Here is a 17290-nt window from a genome sequence, read left to right as displayed (position 1 = left end):
GAAGCATCTCTACCGCTTCGTTGTATTACCGTTGCAACGAAGCGGTAGAGATGCTTCGACTCCGCTCAGCATGACGGTCTGTCTTGTACCTAGTCTACTAGCCCAAATACCACGTGCATAAACTCCGCGAATGGTTGCGCCGCTACTTGCCCGCCGAACTACTCTCGGTGGTGGCTACGCTGGCGGGGGCAAGCCTGAGCTGGCATCTGGACCCGGGGCAGGAGCTGCGGGCGGCGCTGGCGGGCACCTGGGCCGGCAACGTGGCGTATTTCGGCTGGCTGCTGGCGCAGGATATGGTGCTGGCCCGGCGCCAGCTGCATGCCCAGGCCCGCCCCTACTCCTGGCGCAGCTTCGGGCGCAACGTGCGCGCCCTGGCCGTAGAGTTTGGCGCAGCCGAGCTGCTGGACAGCTTCCTGATCCGGCCCGCTCTCATGCTGTGGCTGCCGCGCTGGCTGGGCAGCCGCACGGGTGGCATTCTGCTGGCCAAGCTTCTGGCCGACGTAACCTTCTACGTGCCGGCCATCATCAGCTACGAGCTGAGCAAGAAGCGGCTGCGTGATTTTGGCAACGAGTAGGCTTGATGCCTTCTCCCGGCCCGATATGTCAGCTCTGCCCTATGCCCGTACCATTTGCTGTAGATTAATCCCACAGGTTACTGTTACCCTGGCGCTAAGCAAAGCTTCATGCCTTTAGGCAATTATAATTCGCTGTTCTGCTTTGGCCCCTGCACGCCCTATCGATGGCACAATCCTATTGCAAGACCTACAGATGAGCTTAATGCAGATACGATGAAGAAATAATATCATTCTCTTTTTTTGATTAATGCAAGTTTATAATATTGGCTTCCTGCTTCTGTCTAATTTATCTCCCACCGTTTCCCTTTAGTTTACATGACTGATGATGAACTCATTGAACAGAAAATAGCGAAAATAGCCGCCACCGCCGATGAGTACCCCGCTGTGGTAATTATCCACCATGTGCCCACCCAAACGGTGCGCTATCTTTCCAAATGGGGCCTGCAGCTGCTGGGCGCTACCCTGGACGAGCTGATGGCATTGGGGCCAAGCTTCTCCCCTACCTACTTCAACGCCGTAGAGTCGGATGAGTACATGGCCCGCGTGTTTCAGCTTATGTATGAAAACAACGTACCCGAGGTGCATACCTTTTACCAGGAGGTGCGCACTACGGAGCGGGAAGGCTGGAGCTACTACCTCACCTCCATGCGCCGGCTGCTGGTAAACGACCAGGGCAACCCGCTGCTGGTGATGGGTCTGGCCGTGCCACTGCATCCCGAAAACCACTTCGCCACGAAAGTGCAGCGCCTGATTGAGGAAAACCAGTTTTTGCGCCAGCACAATGCCCTCTACGCTACCCTCTCCAAGCGGGAGCGGAGCGTGCTGCGCCTGCTGGCCCTGGGTAAAAGCGCCCCCGAAATAGCCGAGGAGCTGTGTATTTCGGAGCAGACGGCCGCCACGCACCGCCGCAACGTGCGCCAGAAGCTGGGTGCCAATACGGTGTTCAAGCTGGGCCAGTACGCCCGGGCCTTCGACCTGATCTAAAGCAACCTAGGCTCTCCGACTAAGCAAAATTACCTACATCCGGGTATTGTAAGCCACAGGCGGCCTTAAGACCTTTGACAGTCTTTTTCACCTCTCTTTTTTACATCTATGCACACTTTTACGCATGCATGCCAGCAGCTCCTTTCCCGAATCCGGGTGGGGCTACTGGCCATTGCCGTAGTAAGCGTAGCGCCAGCTGCTCAGGCAGAGCTGCGCCTCTCTAGCACAGTAGAGCATTCGGCCCACACTGGCCCCTCTTTGGGCGTGGCCATAACGCCCATGGCTGCGGAGCCTTACATCAGCTACTTCTCCCCTGAAAGCGGCCCGGCGTACAGCTACGTCGCCCTGTTTGGCGAGGGGTTTACTGACGCTACGGCCGTGCAGTTCGGCGGTGTAGACGCGGCCTTCGAAGTTGTTAGTGATGGAGAGATTTCCGCTGTCGTACCTGAGGGTGCCAACAGCGGCCCGATTACGGTAACCACTTCAAACGGTACGGCCACCAGCAGCAGCTTCAAGGTAGTAGGCGACCCAGTGGTGTATTCTCTTTCGCCCGAGGAAGGGCCAGTGGGCACGACGGTTGTCATCACGGGGGAAAACTTTACTGAGGGGTCCCGCGTGACTTTCGGGACTCCCTGGACCGGGGATGACGTGCTAGCCTCTAGCGTAGTCAACTCCTCTAACAAGATTACGGCGACGGTACCCAATGGCGCTACCACGGGCTACGTGGGCGTGAATACGGGCGGCTTCACGGGGTTTAGCCCCAACGAATTTACCGTAACGGGCGTAGCCACGAAGTCTTCCATCAGCTACTTCTCCCCTGAAAGCGGCCCGGCGTACAGCGACGTCACCCTGTTTGGCGAGGGTTTCACTGACGCTACGGCCGTGCAGTTCAACGGTGTAGACGCGAATTTCTTCAACGTTATTAGTGATGGAGAGATTTTTACTTCCGTACCTGAGGGTACCTCCAGCGGCCCAATTACGGTGACTACCCCCAACGGCACCGTCACCAGCAGCAGCAATTTCACGGTAGTAGGCGACCCAGTGGTGTATTCGCTTTCGCCCGAAGAAGGGCCCATTGGCGAGACGGTCGTCATCACGGGCGAAAACTTCACAGCGGGCTCGTTCGTGACCTTTGGCGATGCCGTAGTAGCCTCCCGGGTAGTTAACTCCTCTACCAAGATTACGGCGACGGTGCCGGCCGGCGCTACCACCGGCCCAGTGGGCGTAAACAACGGCGGCCTAACGGGTTTTAGCCCCGGAGTTTTCACGGTTACGGCCACCCCCGAGCCTACTTTCACCTTTTTCAGCTCGGGCAACTCCGGCCCCTTGCTGGGCCGCATCAGCCTGACGGGCACCAACCTCAAGGGAGCCACGCTGATTACCTTCAGCGGCACCAGCAACAACACCGTAGCCGGCCCCTTCACTACGAATGCCGATGGCACCACCATCAGCAACGTGCAGGTGCCAATGGGCGCCGTATCGGGGCCCGTTACCATTACCACGGTAGGTGGCACCAGCAACAGCCAGACCTACACTATCATCCGGGACTTGGTTATCAGCAGTGGTAACCGCTCTATTGTCAACGGCACCTACCGCACTATTACCATCACGGGCGGCAATGGCACAGCCGATGACCTTGTAAACGTAGAGGAGTCGTTTGTTGTGCGCAATGGTGGCCGCCTCATTAGCACCCTCAGAGAAGAGTATGCCGTACGCGGGCCGGGCAGCTTTGAGCTTGAGGCTGGCGGCACCCTGGAAATTTATTTCGATGGTATTTATACCAGCGGCGCCAGAGGGGTTATCCAAACAGCTACGCGTAATTTCTCATCGGATGCCATCTATGAGTTTGCTGACGCAGCCAGCGTGAGCACCTTTACCGGTACCGGGCTGCCGTCTACCGTACGCAGCCTCATCATCAGCTCCGGCGCCAAAGTCATTCTCAGCCGGCCGGTTTCTGTTCGCCGGGAGCTGCGCCTGAACTCGGGCACCCTGGAGCTGCGCGAAAACCGCCTGACCCTGCTCAGCGACGCCACGGGCACTGCTTTGCTTGTGAATAACGGGGGCGTAATCGACGGCAGCACGGTTACCGTGCAGCGCTACATTGACCCCAGCCAGAACGCCGGCCTGGGCTACCGCCACCTGAGTGCGCCCATCAGCGACGCCACGGTGGCTGATTTTGGTAGTGGCGGCACCACACCTAAGGTAAACGAGGAATACAACGCCTCTCCTACGCCGGGCAAAGTAACGCCCTTCCCCACCGTTTTCGGCTACGACCAGTCGCGGCTGGCCTCGGCCACCAACGACCTGGCAGCCTTCAGCAAAGGCTGGGTTTCGCCGGCTTCTTTGGAAGAAGCACTGCCCGTGGGCCGGGGCTTCTCGGTGAACACGCCGGCAAACCAGACGCTGAAATTCGGCGGCACGCCCAACAACGGCACCAGGACGCTGGCGCTGGCCCGCAACGCTGGCCCTACCGCCGATGATGCCGGCTGGCACCTGGTCGGCAACCCCTACCCTTCGCCCCTGGACTGGAGCAAGGTAGCCGCCGCCGACCGTCCCAACCTGGACGCCGCCATGTACGTGTTTGAAAGCACCAGCCGCTACGGTGGCGAGTACCGCACGTACGCCAATGGCGTGGGCGGCAACCCGCTGATTGGCTTGGGCCAGGGCTTCTTCGTGCGCGTGACCAAGGGCCAGACCAGCGGCTCGCTCACCTTCCGCAATACCCAGCGCGTAACCAGCTACGCCACCCAGGCACCCGTGCGTCGCGGCTCCGACGATACCCGCCCCCTCGTGAAGCTGACCCTGGGCACCGAGCAGAGCACCAGCCAGGATGCCCTGTACCTGTATGCGGAAGCCGGCGCTACCGCTGGCCTGGATGCCGGCTTCGACGCGGCCAAGCTCCGCAACACCTCGGGCCTGAACCTGGCGGCGCTAACCCAGGCGGGTGAAGAGCTGGCTATTCAAGGTTTGCCGGCCCTGACGGATAACGTGCGCATTCCGCTGCTGCTCCAGGTGCCGGCCGCGGGCACTTACCTGGTGCGCGCCCCGCAACTGGCCAACCTGCCGGCGGGCACAACCATTTACCTGGAAGACGCCACCACCAACCGGCGCACGGACCTGCAGGCGGCCAATGCCTCCTACAGCTTCCAGGCCGATAAAGCCCAGACTCTGAACGGCCGCTTCTGGCTGAACCTGAGTTCTAGCAGCCCGCTGGCTACCCGGGGCGGAGCCCTCGCCAACGCGCTGGCCGTGTACCCCAACCCGGCCCGTACGCAAACGACCGTGCTGCTGCCAGCCGGCAGCAAAGCGGCTACCCTCATGCTGCATGATGCCCTGGGGCGCGTAGTGCGCACAACCACCATGCCTGCCGGCGGAGGTGCCGCTACGGTTCTCCTGCAGGGGCTTTCTGCGGGCGTGTACCAGTTGCAGGTGCAGGCCGGCACCGAGCAGGCCACCCGCCGCCTGGTGGTAGAATAGTTTTGTCAGCGTGGCACCGGGCCGGGCGGCGACTTTGCGCTGGTGCCACGCTTCTCCATGTCTCACTTCTCGTTTTTACTACGCATGAAAAGTTATATCCTGAAAGGAATGCTGTTGCTGGCGGTGCTGCTCTCAGCTCAGCTTACCTGGGCCCAGAGTGATACGCCCCCGGAAGGTGGCCCCATGCCCGACGACCCCACGGCCGTACCCATTGATGGTGGGGCCTCGCTGCTGCTGGCAGCTGGTGTAGGCCTGGGCGTGCGGCAGCTACGGCGCAAGCGCCTGAAGTAGCGCAGGCTGGGCACGGCGGCAACCTCACGCCGCCTCCACGAAAATCATTGCTGTAAAAGCCCCGGATGCTTGCATTCGGGGCTTTTCTTTGTAGGGCCATCTGCCCGCTCGGCCTACTACATGAAAGCTCCTACCCTGCCCGTTCTTACCCTGAAGTCGTTTCCGCAGGGGCGGCCCCGGCGGCCGTGGTACCTGGAGCAGCTGGCCCGGCACGTAGCCAACTTTCCCGGCGTAAGCCAGCCCCACGCCCACGACTTCTACCTGCTGCTTTACGTCACCCACGGCCACGGCACGCACACCATCGACCTGGTAAGCTACGCGCTGCAACCCGGGGCGCTGTTTTTCATGACGCCGGGGCAGGTACACCACTGGCACCTCCCGGCCGACGCTCAGGGCTACGTGGTACTGTTTGAGGCCGACTTCTACCTGTTCCGCTACCCCGGCAGCCGCCTGTTCGACTACCCGTTTTTCAACCACCGCCACGCCCCGGTCGTGTACCTGCCCGAGGCCGAAACCGACATTCACTGGCTGATGGAGCGCATGTGGAGGGAAAACACGCACCCCGGCCCGGCCCAGGACGAGGTATTTCGCTCCTGCCTGCACCTGTGCCTGGAGCTGGCCGCCCGCCACTTCCCGGAAGCGCCGGCCTCGGCTGAGCCGCTACACGCCCAAGAGTTGCTTCGTGCGTTTGGCGCCCTTATCAACCAGCATTTTCGTACCAGCCGGGCCGTGCAGTACTACGCCGACCTGCTCCACGTTTCGCCCAACCACCTGAATGCGCTGTGCCGCCGCCACCTGGGCAAAACCGCCAGCGCCCTCGTGCAGGAGCGCGTGCTTCTGGAAGCCCGCCGCCTGCTGCGCCACTCCCCGGCTACTATTGCCCAATTGGCCGATGCCCTGGGCTTCGAGGATGCCTCTTACTTCAGCCGCTACTTCCGCCAGCACACCGGTCACACGCCCGAAGCTTTCCGGCAGCAGCCTTAGCCGCGGGCCGCGTTGATTTGTGCTGCACAAACCCGCAAATAGCCCTTACCCCCCTCGCCTGCGTAGAGTAATTTTGTTTCACTGCTACTCAGGCAGCTTTCTTATGGAAACTACTGATTCTACGGTTCTGGCTATTCTGCAGCAGCGCTGCCCGCGCTGCCACCAGGGCCCGCTTTTCTCGCATCCGGCCATCAGCACCAAGTTCACCGAAATGCCCGAGCACTGTCCCGTGTGCGGACAGGCTTACGAGCCCGAGCCCGGCTTCTACTGGGGCGCCATGTACATCAGCTTCGTGTTTTCGACGGGCATTATGCTGGTAATAGGCTTTGCGGTGTACTTCCTGCTCAACGACCCTGACACCTGGGTGTACATCCTGAGCGTGGCGGTGGCCTCCTTGCTGTTCATGCCCTTCTCGCTGCGCTATTCCCGCACCCTCATGCTCTACCTGTTTGGCGGGGTGCGCTACGACTCAGCCCGGGCCCGCAACCGGGCGCGGTAACTTGGTGGCCGGCCCCCATTACTGGGGCGGCTAGCAGAAATTTCGTGACAGAAACGTCATGTCGGCCAAAGCCCTCAGCTGGTCATTCACTTTGAAAAAAGCGGTTTTTATTCCAGCACGAGGCGTTGGGTGGCTACGCCCTGCGGGGCCGTGAGACGCAGGACGTACATGCCACGAGCCCAGTGCTGCACCGGCAGCCGCGTTACCGGGTCAGATAACATTCCCTGCCATACGAGCTGGCCCATACTGTTGTAAAGCGCCGCCGCAGCCAGCGCGCCGGCCGAGCGTGTAATGGTGATTTGCTGCCGGGCCGGGTTAGGATATACATGCACTCCGGGCAGCTGCGCTGGCTGCGTAGCCGTAGCCACCCCGGTGGTGAACGTCTGTACGCTGCCATAGCTGGCACCCGCACTATTGATGGCATAGGCCCGCACCGAGTAGGTAGTGCGGGCGGCCAAGCCGGTAACAGGCTGCGCAAACTCCCCCGCATCGGCCCCCATCTGGATTCTTGTATCCTCAATGGTGGGCGTAACCTGACCAACGGCATACACTACCCCGCGCTCGGTAACGGTGGTGCCGCCATCGTGGCTGATGGTACCGCCCAGCGTAACGCTCAGCCCGCCTAGCTCAGTGGGCACGGCCGTGGTGAGGGTAGCCAGAGTGGCCGCGAAAGTGTATACCCCAAAGTAGCCGCTCACGGCCGTGCCTTCGCCAATGGTGGTAAACGTGCCGCCCACCTGTAAGGAACCATCCTCATTAACCACCATTGTACCGATGGGAGCATCCATGCCGGCTCCCAGTGCCCGCCAGCGCGTGCCATCCCACTGGGCCAGCTGGTCGGTAGTGCCGGAGGGGGTAGTGAACTGGCCACCGGCGTACAGCCGCCCGGCTCCGTCGACGCCCAGGGCTCTGACGGCCCCGTTCAGACCGGTGCCCAGCGGATTCCAGCTGGTTCCGTCCCAATGGGCCACGTTGAGGACGGATTTGCCGTCGGCGGTAGTGAATCCGCCACCGGCGTACAGGTTGCCGCGGCCATCCAGCGCCAGGGCACGCACCAAGCCGTTGGGGGCGGTGCCCAGCGGGCTCCAGGTGTGGCCGTCCCAGCGGGCTACGCTGGCGGTAGTTGCGCCTTCGAGCGTTTTATCGCTGCTGGCGGCGTACAGGTTGCCGGCATCATCGGTAGCCAGCGCCCACACAATGCTGCCGCGCCCGGCGCCCAGCGCATTCCAGCGGGTACCATCCCAGCTGGCCACGAAGTTGGCGGGGGCGCCATCGGCATAGGTGAAACTTCCCCCGGCATACAGCTGCCCCCCGCTATCTACGGCCAGGGCAAGTACATACCGGTTCATGCCCAAGCCCAGCACGCTCCAGCGCTGCCCATCCCACTTAGATACCCGGCTGAAGGTGGTGTGGTCTTCGGCTATGTACACGTTGCCCTTGCCATCGGCAGCTACGGCCCACACGGTACCATAGGTGCCCTCGCCCATAGGCTGCCAGCGGGTACCATCCCAGTGGGCGATGTAGTTGGCCATAGTATCTCCGGCGGTAGTGAACCCCCCCACCGGCATATACCTGCCCACGGTTATCTTTGGCCAGGGCCACAATGGTGTTATTGAAGCCCGAGCTGAGCGCGGCCCAGCTCGTGCCGTTCCATTTGGCAACATGCATAGCGGGGGTACCCCCGGCGCTGCTGAAGCTCCCCCCGGCGTACACGTTGCCGCGCCCATCCAGGGCAATATCGTACACATAGCCGCTCATGGTGCCGCCGAGGCGGCTCCAGGTGGAGCCGTTCCACTGGCGTACTTCGAAGGTCCTCTCGACGTAGGAAACCGAGGTGGCCAGGGCTATAAACACGTTGCCGTGGCTGTCGGGCCTGATGCTCCAGCTATTGCCCGTGAGGCCTTCGCCCAGCGCGTGCCAGTTTGTCCCGTCCCACTTGGCAATGCGCCGGGCGGCGGTGTTGCCGGCCAGGGTAAATTCGCCGGCGGCGTAGAGGTTGCCGCTGTTATCCAGGGCCAGTTTGGTCACTGAGTTGTTCGGTTGCTCGGGCAAGGGCTGCCAGTTGGCCCCATCCCAGCGGACTATGTATTTCTCCTTTTGCGTACCCGCCTCCCGGATGCTACCGCTGGCATACACGTTGCCGGCGGCATCGGCTACCAGGGAGTTAACATTGGCAGCGGCAAAGCGGCCTAGAGTTTGCCAGCTCTTACCATCCCATTTGGTTACCTGCGCCCCCCCGCCGCCCCCACTCAAATCTAGCAGCGCGGCGTACACGTTGCCCTGGCCATCCAGGGCCAGCCTGGTGGCGTAATAGGGTACGCCGGCTCCTAAGGCGTGCCAGCGGGTGCCATCCCAGCGCGCTATGTTTTGAGCAGATACTCCCCCGGCTACTGTGAAAAGACCGGCCGCGTACAGGTGGCCGGCTTCATCCACGGCCAGAGCGGAAATGTTGCCGTTGGTGCCCGTGCCCAGCGCGTGCCAACGGGTACCGTCCCAGCGGGCTAGTTTGCGGGCCGTTACATCGCCAACAGCCGTGAACTCGCCCCCAATGTACACCTCGCCCTGCGCGTTGCTCGCTACAGCCGTTACAACGCCATTAGTGCCAGGAATCTGAAAGCCGGGCTGCCAGTTTTTAGCCACCGCACCTGGTTCTTCGGCGGCGTAGAATACCGGCTGCCCCATTGCGTCGGGACGCATTCGGTAGCCTTTGGTAGTAAACGAGCCGCGCACGTGGGTGGGCAGAGTGCCATCCGCTTGCAGCACCTCGGCCAGGGGTCGGGCGGCGGGTTTACTATCACCAGGGCCGCTTTCCGCCAGTGCCACCGAGCCGCTCAGCCAAATGCCTAACAACAAACTGAGCAGCCGGCAGACCCGACGCAAACTTGACAAAGCAGTAGCAGGATACATGAGTAGGATTGAACTAAGCAAAATCCGTCAAATATATCGGGTTAACGGCTCAAAATTGCAAGACGTAACGCCCCGATTTCGGTGGTTATTGACGCCCGCCAATGGGGGTCGTGCCGCCCCGACGGCCTTACTCATTTACTACTATCGGCCGTCAGCGTGTGGGGCAGCGCAAAACCCGTAAGTTCGGGCTATGACGTTGCGCCTTTTCCTGCTCGCCCTACCACTGCTGCTGGCCTCCTGTCACTCGGCCTACGACAACATCACCGAGTGCGCCCCAGCCGCCCCGCCCCAGTACACCATCCGGCACCCGCAGTGGGCTGATTCGGCCAGCATCTACGAAGTCAACATCCGGCAGTACACGCCGGAAGGCACCTTCAAGGCCTTTGAGCAGCACCTGCCCCGCCTGCAGCAAATGGGTGTGGGCATTCTGTGGCTGATGCCGGTGCAGCCCATCGGTCAGCTGAACCGCAAAGGCACCCTGGGCAGTCAGTACTCCATCCGTGACTACCGCGCCGTAAATCCCGAGTTCGGGACGATGGCCGACCTGCGGCAGCTGGTAGCCGAGGCCCACAAGCGCGACATGCACGTGATTCTGGACTGGGTGGCCAACCACACCAGCTGGGACAGCCAGCTGGCCCGGCAGCACCCCGAGTGGTTTACCAAAGGTCCGCAGGGCCGGTTTGTGCCGCCCGTGCACGACTGGCAGGACGTTATCGACCTGGATTACTCGAAGCCCGAGCTGCGCCGCTACATGCAGGAAAGCATGGCCTACTGGGTGCGGGAAGCTGATTTCGACGGCTTCCGGTGCGACGTGGCCGGCCTGGTGCCCATGGATTTCTGGGTGCAGACGCGCCAGCTCCTGGAAAAGCGAAAGCCGGTGTTTATGCTGGCCGAGTGGGACGAGCTGCACAGCCCGCCCTTCCTCAAGAAAGGCGAGTTTGACCCCAACACGGGTATGCTGGAAAAGGCTTTCGACGCCACTTATGCCCTGCGCATGCGCTACCTGCTCGACAGCATCAGCCGCGGGCGGCAGCCGCTGGCAGCGCTGGATGCCTACCGCGCCGTGGAGCGTAGCCGCTACCCGGCCAGCGCCTACCTCATGTACTTTACCAGCAGCCACGACATCAACAGCTGGGACGGTACCGAGTACGAGCGGCTAGGCAAGGATGCGCTGCCCCAGGCTGTACTGGCCGCTTTGCTCCCCGGCATCCCTATGGTGTACAGCGGCCAGGAAGCAGCCCTGAAAAAGCGGCTGCGCTTCTTCGATAAGGACACCATTACGTGGCGTGGGTATCCGCTCCAGGACTTCTACACCAAGCTGCTCCAGCTGAAAAAGCGCCACCCCGCCCTGCGCAACGGCGACCCGGCCAGCCAGTTTGCGAAGCTGGAGGACGGCAGCCCGAAAGTGTATGCTTTCCTGCGCCGCAAGGCCAAAGCCGCCGTACTCACGGCCGTAAACTTCGATAGTCAGCCCCACGAACTGGCTTTGGGCATCGTGGCCCCAGGCGTGTACCGGGAGCTGTTCAGTGGGCAGGTGCTGCGCATGGGCGCGGGTTCGAAGCTGCTGGTGCCCGCTCATGGCTACCGCGTGTATGAGCGGCTGCCCGATCCGCCCCGTCAGGGACTGTGGTAGCGGGTAGGGCAGCCACTGCCAGTAACCCCGGTGGCTGCGGGTCGTTCTAGCAGCAAAAGCCCTTGCCATGCCTGCCGAAGAACCCCTGCACCCGCACAGCCACCTGTTCCAGGTTCGTCACCCGGAGTGGGCCGCTAATGCCACGATTTATGAAGTAAACCTGCGCCAATTCACGCCGGAAGGCACCTTTCGGGCATTTGAGGCCCACTTGCCCCGGCTGGCGGCTATGGGCGTGAGCATTGTGTGGCTGATGCCGGTGCATCCCATCGGCGAAGTCAACCGCAAGGGCACGCTGGGCAGCCAGTACGCCGTGCAGGACTACCTGGGGGTGAACCCGGAGTTTGGCACGATGGACGATTTGCGGCACCTCGTAGCCGAAGCCCACGCCCTGGGCCTCGAGGTCTTGCTTGATTGGGTAGCCAACCATACCAGCTGGGACAACCCATTGGTAGCCCAGCACCCCGATTGGTACCAGCACGACGCCCAGGGCCAGTTGGTGCCGCCCGTGCCCGACTGGACCGACGTGGTAGCCTTCGACTACGCCCAGCCGGGGCTGCGCCGCTACATGACGGATGCCCTGCTCTATTGGGTGCGCGAAGCTGATATCGACGGCTACCGCTGCGACGTGGCCGGACTGGTACCCACCGATTTCTGGGACGAGGCCCGCCGGGAGCTGGACGAAGTGAAGCCGCTGTTTATGCTGGCTGAGTGGGACGAGCTGTACCCCAGCGGTGGCCTGAGCTGGGAGGAATTCAACTCTGATACCAAGCTGCTGGAACGGGCCTTCAACATGACCTTCGGCCTCCGCCTGCACTATTTGCTCGACCACATTGCCGAAGACAAAAATGCGCTGAGCGACATCGACATCTACCTGGCCGCCGAGCGGGCCAAGTACCCGCCCTCCGTTTACCTGATGCACTTCACCAGCAACCACGACGTGAACAGCTGGGACGGCACCGAGTACGAGCGGCTGGGGCCCCTGGTCCTGCCCTTCGCGGTGCTGATGGTACTGCTGCCCGGCATGCCGCTGGTATACACCGGCCAGGAAGCTGCCCTCAACAGGCGCTTGGCTTTCTTCGACCGCGACCCGGTAAATTGGCAGGATTTCCCGCTCCAGAATTTCTACACGCGCCTGCTACAGCTCAAGCGCCGCCACCCCGCCCTGCGCAACGGCGACCCGGCCAGCGGCTTCCTCCGCCTGGAAAGCGCCCCCGAGCTGTATGGCTTCCTGCGCCTCAAGCAAGATGCGGCAGTGCTTTGCGTCATCAATACCGCGCCGGCTGAGCGTACCCTTGTGCTGCCCGCCACAGCCGCTAGCTCCTGGCTGGATGTCTTCAGCGAAGAGCCGTTGACACTGCGTGCTGAGTTAGAACTGAAGGTGCCGGCCCACGGCTGGCGGGTGCTGGAAAAGCGGCCGACAACCTAACCCACGGGGCAGCGGTTTAGCCACTGAGTTATCAGATCAGCGTTTTCCGCCGGCTCACGGCTTAATAGCTGACAACGTATAACCCATCACGAGAAACTTAACAACCAACAACGTACATGCAACACCGTGAACTGGGCCGCTCGGGCCTGCAAATTGCCCCGCTGGTGCTGGGCGGCAACGTCTTTGGCTGGACGGCCGACCAGGCCACTTCCTTCCGTATTCTGGACGCCTTTGTGGCGGGCGGCGGCAACGCCATTGATACCGCCGACGGCTACTCCGTGTGGGTGCCCGGCCACGTGGGCGGCGAGTCCGAAACCATCATCGGCAAGTGGCTGCACCAGCGCGGCCGCCGCGACGATGTCATCCTGGCCACCAAAGTAGGCTGGGAGGTAAACCCCGAAAACAAGGGCCTGAAAAAGGACTACATCCTCCGGGCCGTGGAAGGCTCCCTCAAGCGCCTGCAAACCGACTACATCGACCTGTACCAGTCGCACAAGGACGACCCTACCACACCGGTGGAGGAAACCCTGGAAGCCTACGCCCAGCTGGTGGAAGAAGGCAAGGTGCGCGCCATTGGGGCGTCCAACTTCTCGGCTGCCCGCTTGCGGGAGTCCCTCGAAGCCAGCGAGAAGCACAATTTTCCGCGCTATGAAAGCCTGCAGCCGCTTTATAATCTCTACGACCGCGCCGAGTTTGAGCGCGACCTGCTGCCGCTGATGCAGGAGCAAAATATCGGCGTGATTCCCTACTACGGGCTGGCGGCCGGCTTCCTCACCGGCAAGTACCGCTCCGAGGCCGATCTGCAGAAAAGCCCGCGCGGAGGCGGCGTTGGCCAGAAATACCTGAACGAAAAAGGCCTACGCATCCTCAAGGCCCTGGATGAGGTAGCTGCCCGCCAGCAGGCCACGCCCGCCCAGGTTGCCCTGGCCTGGATTATCACCCGGCCCGGCCTCACGGCGCCCATTGCCAGCGCCACCAGCCCCGAGCAGGTGACGGAGCTGCTCCGCGCTACCGAGCTGACCCTATCCGCCGAAGACGTGCAGGCTCTCAATCAGGCAAGTGAGTGACTTAGGATAACGGTCATGCTGAGCGAAGTCGAAGCAGCTCTACCGCTTCGTTCGTTGGCTTACGACTGCAACGTCAGCACGCAAGATGCTTCGACTTCGCTCAGCATGCCAATTGCTTGTTAACCGAAAAGCCCGTCATGCCCCAAATCTGCGGCATATGACGGGCTTTTTCGTTGCCTTTACCTACAGCTCATCAGCCAGTACATCCTGGTAGCGAAAGGAGTGCTGCAGGTTTTCCAGGGGCTTACCATCGGCTTCGGCGTAGGGGTAGATGAAGTAATTGAGCGGGGCGCCCTGCTGCCGGGGAGTGAGCGTCAGGTCGCGGCCCCGGGTGAATTCCACGCGGTTTTCGTCGTGGGTGCCGAAGTAGTACTCGCGGCGGGCGGGGTTCTTGGCCGCTTCGGAAGCGTCGATGGGCACCCAGCCGGTTTGAGGGGTGTAGAACTCGGCCCAGCAGTGGTAGCCCTTCACCTCGCCCGAGCCGCGCTCCGGGGGCAGCGGAAAGCCGATGCTGAAGCGGGCCGGAATGCCCAGGGCGCGGCAGTAGCCAATGAACAGGGCATGGAAATCGGTGCAGTTGCCGTGGCGGGCGTCGCAGGCGTAGTAGATGTCGCCGCGGCCCCAGCCCTGACCAGTTTTGTCGTACTTCACGGTAGCCACCACGTGGTTGTAGATGGCGCGGGCCTGGTCGAGCGGCGTTGCAGCGTGGGCCTCGGTCACCACTTCCCGGGCCCAGCGCCGGATCTGGTCGTCGAGGGGCACGAGCCGGTCGGGCGCCAGCCAGCGGGCCGAGTCGGGGTCCTGCATGGGTATGCGGCCGGCAGTGGACTGCGGGGCGCGGTGCTCCCGGCGCGTTACTTGGTAGCGCACGGCCACGGTTACCGGCTGCCTGGGCCGGCGCAGGTGCACATGCAGCAGCTGGTTGCCGTGCTGGCTTGTGGTGAGCGTATGCTTGCCGGGCGAGTCGAGCTGGAGGATCTGCACATCCTGTGCGGAGTCGGAGTGGGCTACGGGCAGCCATACGTCCAGCTGGCGGGTGCCGGGGGGCGCCGCGGGCACGGTGGTCTGGTACTCGAAGATGAACGTGCGCACACGCGGCGCCCCGGCAAACTGGGCGGAGGTGAAATGCGGCAAGCTCATCAACAAAAGCAAAGCCGCCCACAGGCTGCGCCACCGAAAGCAAAGTGAATCCATAGGAATACGAAAACTGGCGCGGTAACCCATCGACAACCTGATCTACACCGCCGCCAACATGCGGCCACCGGCTCAGCAAAGGTACGACCAGGTGCTGCTTTCGTTGCCCTGGCCCAAAGCTCAACCGTAGCGCTGTATAGTACGTTAGCAGCTGCAGTATGCTTCCCGTTTCTTTCGCCGTCTGATTTACCTGCCCGCATGGCTTCCTCCTCCGTTCAGCCATTCGACTGGCAACGCATTCTGCTTTCCGATGAAATGCCGCCGCTGTTCCTGCTGGAAGTGGGGTTGCGCTGCTTTGTTTCCTACCTGATGATTTTGGGGGCCCTGCGCGTGACGGGCCGGCGTGGGGTGCGGCAGCTGTCTATTTTCGAGCTGAGCATCATTCTGGCTCTGGGCTCGGCGGCCGGCGACGCCATGCTCTACCACGATACTCCGCTGCTGCACGCGGCCGTGGTGTTTGGCGTGGTATCGGGGCTGTACCTGCTGTTTAACCGGCTCACCGAGAAGTTCCCGAAGTTTTCCGACTGGCTGGAAGGCGCCCCGGTGCTGCTGGTAGAGGAAGGCGAAATCAATCTGCAGAACTTCAACAAGCAGAACCTGACGCAGAAAGAGCTGTTCGGAGAAATGCGCCAACTGCAGGTAGAGCACCTGGGGCAGATTCGCCGCGCTTATATCGAGGCTACCGGTAACATCAGCCTCTTTTTCTTTGCCGACGAGGACGTGCGCCCCGGCCTGCCCATTTGGCCGGAGCGGCTAACCCAGGAGCGCCGCCGGGTGGAGGAAGCCGGACCCCACGCCTGCTGCCGGTGCGGCCACGTGCAGGAGCTGGCCAAAGGCAGCCTGGCGGAGTGCACCGTCTGCCACCACGATGCCTGGATTACGGCCTGCAACGACCCACGCGTAACTTAACTTGCGAGCTGCTATCCTGCTTTCATTTTGCGCCTATGCTGCCGCTGCTTCACGTCCATCACATTGCCCTCATCTGCTCCGACTATGCCGTTTCCAGGCGGTTCTATACGGAGGTGCTGGGGCTGCGCATCCTTCGGGAAGTGTACCGGGCAGAGCGACAGTCGTGGAAGCTGGATCTGGCGCTGGGCAGCCAGTACATTATCGAACTGTTTTCTTTTCCCGAGACGCCCCCGCGCCTTTCCCGGCCCGAAGCCGCCGGCCTGCGCCACCTGGCCTTCGCCGTAGCCGATATCGAAGCCACCGTACGGGCACTGACGGCGCAGGGAGTAACTGCCGAGCCGCTGCGGACGGATGAGTTTACCGGGCGGCGCTTCACCTTCATTCAGGACCCCGACGGGCTGCCACTGGAATTCTACGAGGTGTGAGCGGCCCGGCAAAAAACAACGCCCCGGCCTATTGGCCGGGGCGTTGTGGGTATCCATCAACTGGCCCAAAGTTAGTCCTGATGGCCGGGACCTAGTGGAAGCGGTAGGCTCCGCCCAGGCGCAGTACGCGCATGTAGGCCTCATTCACGCCGCCTACCCAGCCTTCTTTGTAGTTGCTGAGTCCGTGGGCGTAGCTGGCCGTCAAGCTCAGCGGCCCCCGGCTCAGGGTCAGGCCGGCGCGCAGCCGAGTATCCCAGAACTGAGTGGCACGGTCGCGGTTGGTTTCGAGGTCGGTGCCATTGAGGGTGTATTGCGCCTTTTCCCGGCAGGCCAACTGGCGCGCTATTTCCATGCCTACCGTCATATCCAGCGCTACCTCGCCCATGCGCAGCCGCTGGCCCAGGTAGGGGTTCAGGCTGATAAACTGATTGTTGAGGTGAGCTTCGCCTTCCACCTGGTTGAAGGGACGCAGATTCGTATTGACCCCGGTAATCCGCACGGCGGGGCGCAGCAGATCGTAGCCCAGCTGGGCGCCCAGCAGCAACCCGCGCCGGCCCACAAATTGGCCCTGCACCGCCGCCCCGTAGGAGAGCCCCCAGCGGCGGCCGTAGGGGTTGTTGGTGTACGAGGCCTCGGGCCTGCTGTCGTTTACGTTGATGGCGGAAGAGCTTTCGGCCGAAGCGCCCCGGAAAGCGGCCACGCCCGTAGTAATCTGTCCCGACCATTCGACTTGCTGGGCGGAAGCCAGCAGCGGCAGCAGCAGCAGGGAGGCAGTGAGAAGAAGTGGTTTCATAGCGGTGGTTTAGTAAGAGGATTCCGGAAGCGGCCATTTCGTTGCATAAGCCGCTGGAATAGGCGGGTTTCGGTTTGAAATCGTAGAACGGGCCGCCGCCGGCTTGCCCTTATTTGCCCGCCGCGT

At 62.2% G+C, this 17290-nt stretch carries 15 protein-coding genes; 11 read left to right on the top strand and 4 right to left on the bottom strand.

Annotated features, from left to right (window positions below; all coding sequences use genetic code 11):
• The first annotated feature begins 113 nt into the window (after positions 1 to 113).
• From LRS06_RS15080 to LRS06_RS15055, 6 genes are all read left to right on the top strand, one after another.
• Positions 114 to 575 carry a hypothetical protein gene (locus LRS06_RS15080; protein WP_257872224.1) on the top strand — a complete coding sequence of 154 codons (462 nt, stop codon included), beginning with the start codon at positions 114 to 116 and terminating at the stop codon, positions 573 to 575.
• 315 nt (positions 576 to 890) lie between these two features.
• Positions 891 to 1559 (top strand): LuxR family transcriptional regulator, encoded by a 669-nt coding sequence (locus LRS06_RS15075; protein WP_257872223.1) that lies wholly within the window; start codon positions 891 to 893, stop codon positions 1557 to 1559.
• A 108-nt stretch (positions 1560 to 1667) separates the two neighbouring features.
• Complete coding sequence (locus tag LRS06_RS15070; protein WP_257872222.1) at positions 1668 to 5036, top strand: T9SS type A sorting domain-containing protein; 3369 nt, start codon at positions 1668 to 1670, stop codon at positions 5034 to 5036.
• An 84-nt stretch (positions 5037 to 5120) separates the two neighbouring features.
• On the top strand, positions 5121 to 5327 hold the full coding sequence (locus tag LRS06_RS15065; protein ID WP_196956344.1) for a PID-CTERM protein-sorting domain-containing protein: 207 nt from the start codon (positions 5121 to 5123) through the stop codon (positions 5325 to 5327).
• 120 nt (positions 5328 to 5447) lie between these two features.
• Complete coding sequence (locus LRS06_RS15060; protein WP_257872221.1) at positions 5448 to 6311, top strand: helix-turn-helix domain-containing protein; 864 nt, start codon at positions 5448 to 5450, stop codon at positions 6309 to 6311.
• A gap of 103 nt (positions 6312 to 6414) precedes the next feature.
• Positions 6415 to 6810: a DUF983 domain-containing protein gene (locus tag LRS06_RS15055; protein WP_257872220.1), complete on the top strand. Its 396-nt coding sequence runs from the start codon at positions 6415 to 6417 to the stop codon at positions 6808 to 6810.
• Positions 6811 to 6917: 107 nt separating this feature from the next.
• Here LRS06_RS15055 and LRS06_RS15050 read toward each other — a convergent pair whose 3' ends face one another.
• Positions 6918 to 7310 (bottom strand): T9SS type A sorting domain-containing protein, encoded by a 393-nt coding sequence (locus LRS06_RS15050; RefSeq protein ID WP_257873420.1) that lies wholly within the window; start codon positions 7308 to 7310, stop codon positions 6918 to 6920.
• Between the two features lie 886 nt (positions 7311 to 8196).
• A complete protein-coding gene (locus LRS06_RS15045; protein WP_257872219.1) occupies positions 8197 to 9663 on the bottom strand; it encodes a hypothetical protein in 1467 nt (488 codons plus the stop codon).
• 244 nt (positions 9664 to 9907) lie between these two features.
• On the opposite strand from LRS06_RS15045, the gene LRS06_RS15040 reads away from it, so the two are divergent.
• From LRS06_RS15040 to LRS06_RS15030, 3 genes are all read left to right on the top strand, one after another.
• Positions 9908 to 11350 (top strand): alpha-amylase family glycosyl hydrolase, encoded by a 1443-nt coding sequence (locus LRS06_RS15040; protein WP_257872218.1) that lies wholly within the window; start codon positions 9908 to 9910, stop codon positions 11348 to 11350.
• Between the two features lie 67 nt (positions 11351 to 11417).
• Positions 11418 to 12776: an alpha-amylase family glycosyl hydrolase gene (locus tag LRS06_RS15035; RefSeq protein ID WP_257872217.1), complete on the top strand. Its 1359-nt coding sequence runs from the start codon at positions 11418 to 11420 to the stop codon at positions 12774 to 12776.
• Positions 12777 to 12892: 116 nt separating this feature from the next.
• Positions 12893 to 13843 carry an aldo/keto reductase gene (locus tag LRS06_RS15030; protein WP_257872216.1) on the top strand — a complete coding sequence of 317 codons (951 nt, stop codon included), beginning with the start codon at positions 12893 to 12895 and terminating at the stop codon, positions 13841 to 13843.
• Positions 13844 to 14026: 183 nt separating this feature from the next.
• Here the strand turns inward: LRS06_RS15030 and LRS06_RS15025 are convergent, their stop codons facing one another.
• Positions 14027 to 15037 (bottom strand): transglutaminase-like domain-containing protein, encoded by a 1011-nt coding sequence (locus LRS06_RS15025; RefSeq protein ID WP_257872215.1) that lies wholly within the window; start codon positions 15035 to 15037, stop codon positions 14027 to 14029.
• Positions 15038 to 15235: 198 nt separating this feature from the next.
• Here LRS06_RS15025 and LRS06_RS15020 point away from each other — a divergent pair, with 198 nt between their 5' ends.
• Together LRS06_RS15020 and LRS06_RS15015 are read left to right on the top strand one after the other, a co-directional pair.
• A complete protein-coding gene (locus tag LRS06_RS15020; protein ID WP_257872214.1) occupies positions 15236 to 15946 on the top strand; it encodes a DUF421 domain-containing protein in 711 nt (236 codons plus the stop codon).
• A 35-nt stretch (positions 15947 to 15981) separates the two neighbouring features.
• The gene (locus LRS06_RS15015) at positions 15982 to 16371 is read left to right on the top strand and encodes a VOC family protein (RefSeq protein ID WP_257872213.1); all 390 of its coding nucleotides are present in this window, start codon (positions 15982 to 15984) and stop codon (positions 16369 to 16371) included.
• Between the two features lie 91 nt (positions 16372 to 16462).
• Here LRS06_RS15015 and LRS06_RS15010 read toward each other — a convergent pair whose 3' ends face one another.
• A complete protein-coding gene (locus LRS06_RS15010) occupies positions 16463 to 17164 on the bottom strand; it encodes a hypothetical protein (RefSeq protein ID WP_257872212.1) in 702 nt (233 codons plus the stop codon).
• Between the last annotated feature and the right edge of the window lie 126 nt (positions 17165 to 17290).

Source organism: Hymenobacter sp. J193, from assembly GCF_024700075.1.
Lineage (GTDB): Bacteria > Bacteroidota > Bacteroidia > Cytophagales > Hymenobacteraceae > Hymenobacter.
Note: the sequence above shows the minus strand (reverse complement) of the source record. Positions and strands in the feature narration are given on the sequence as shown.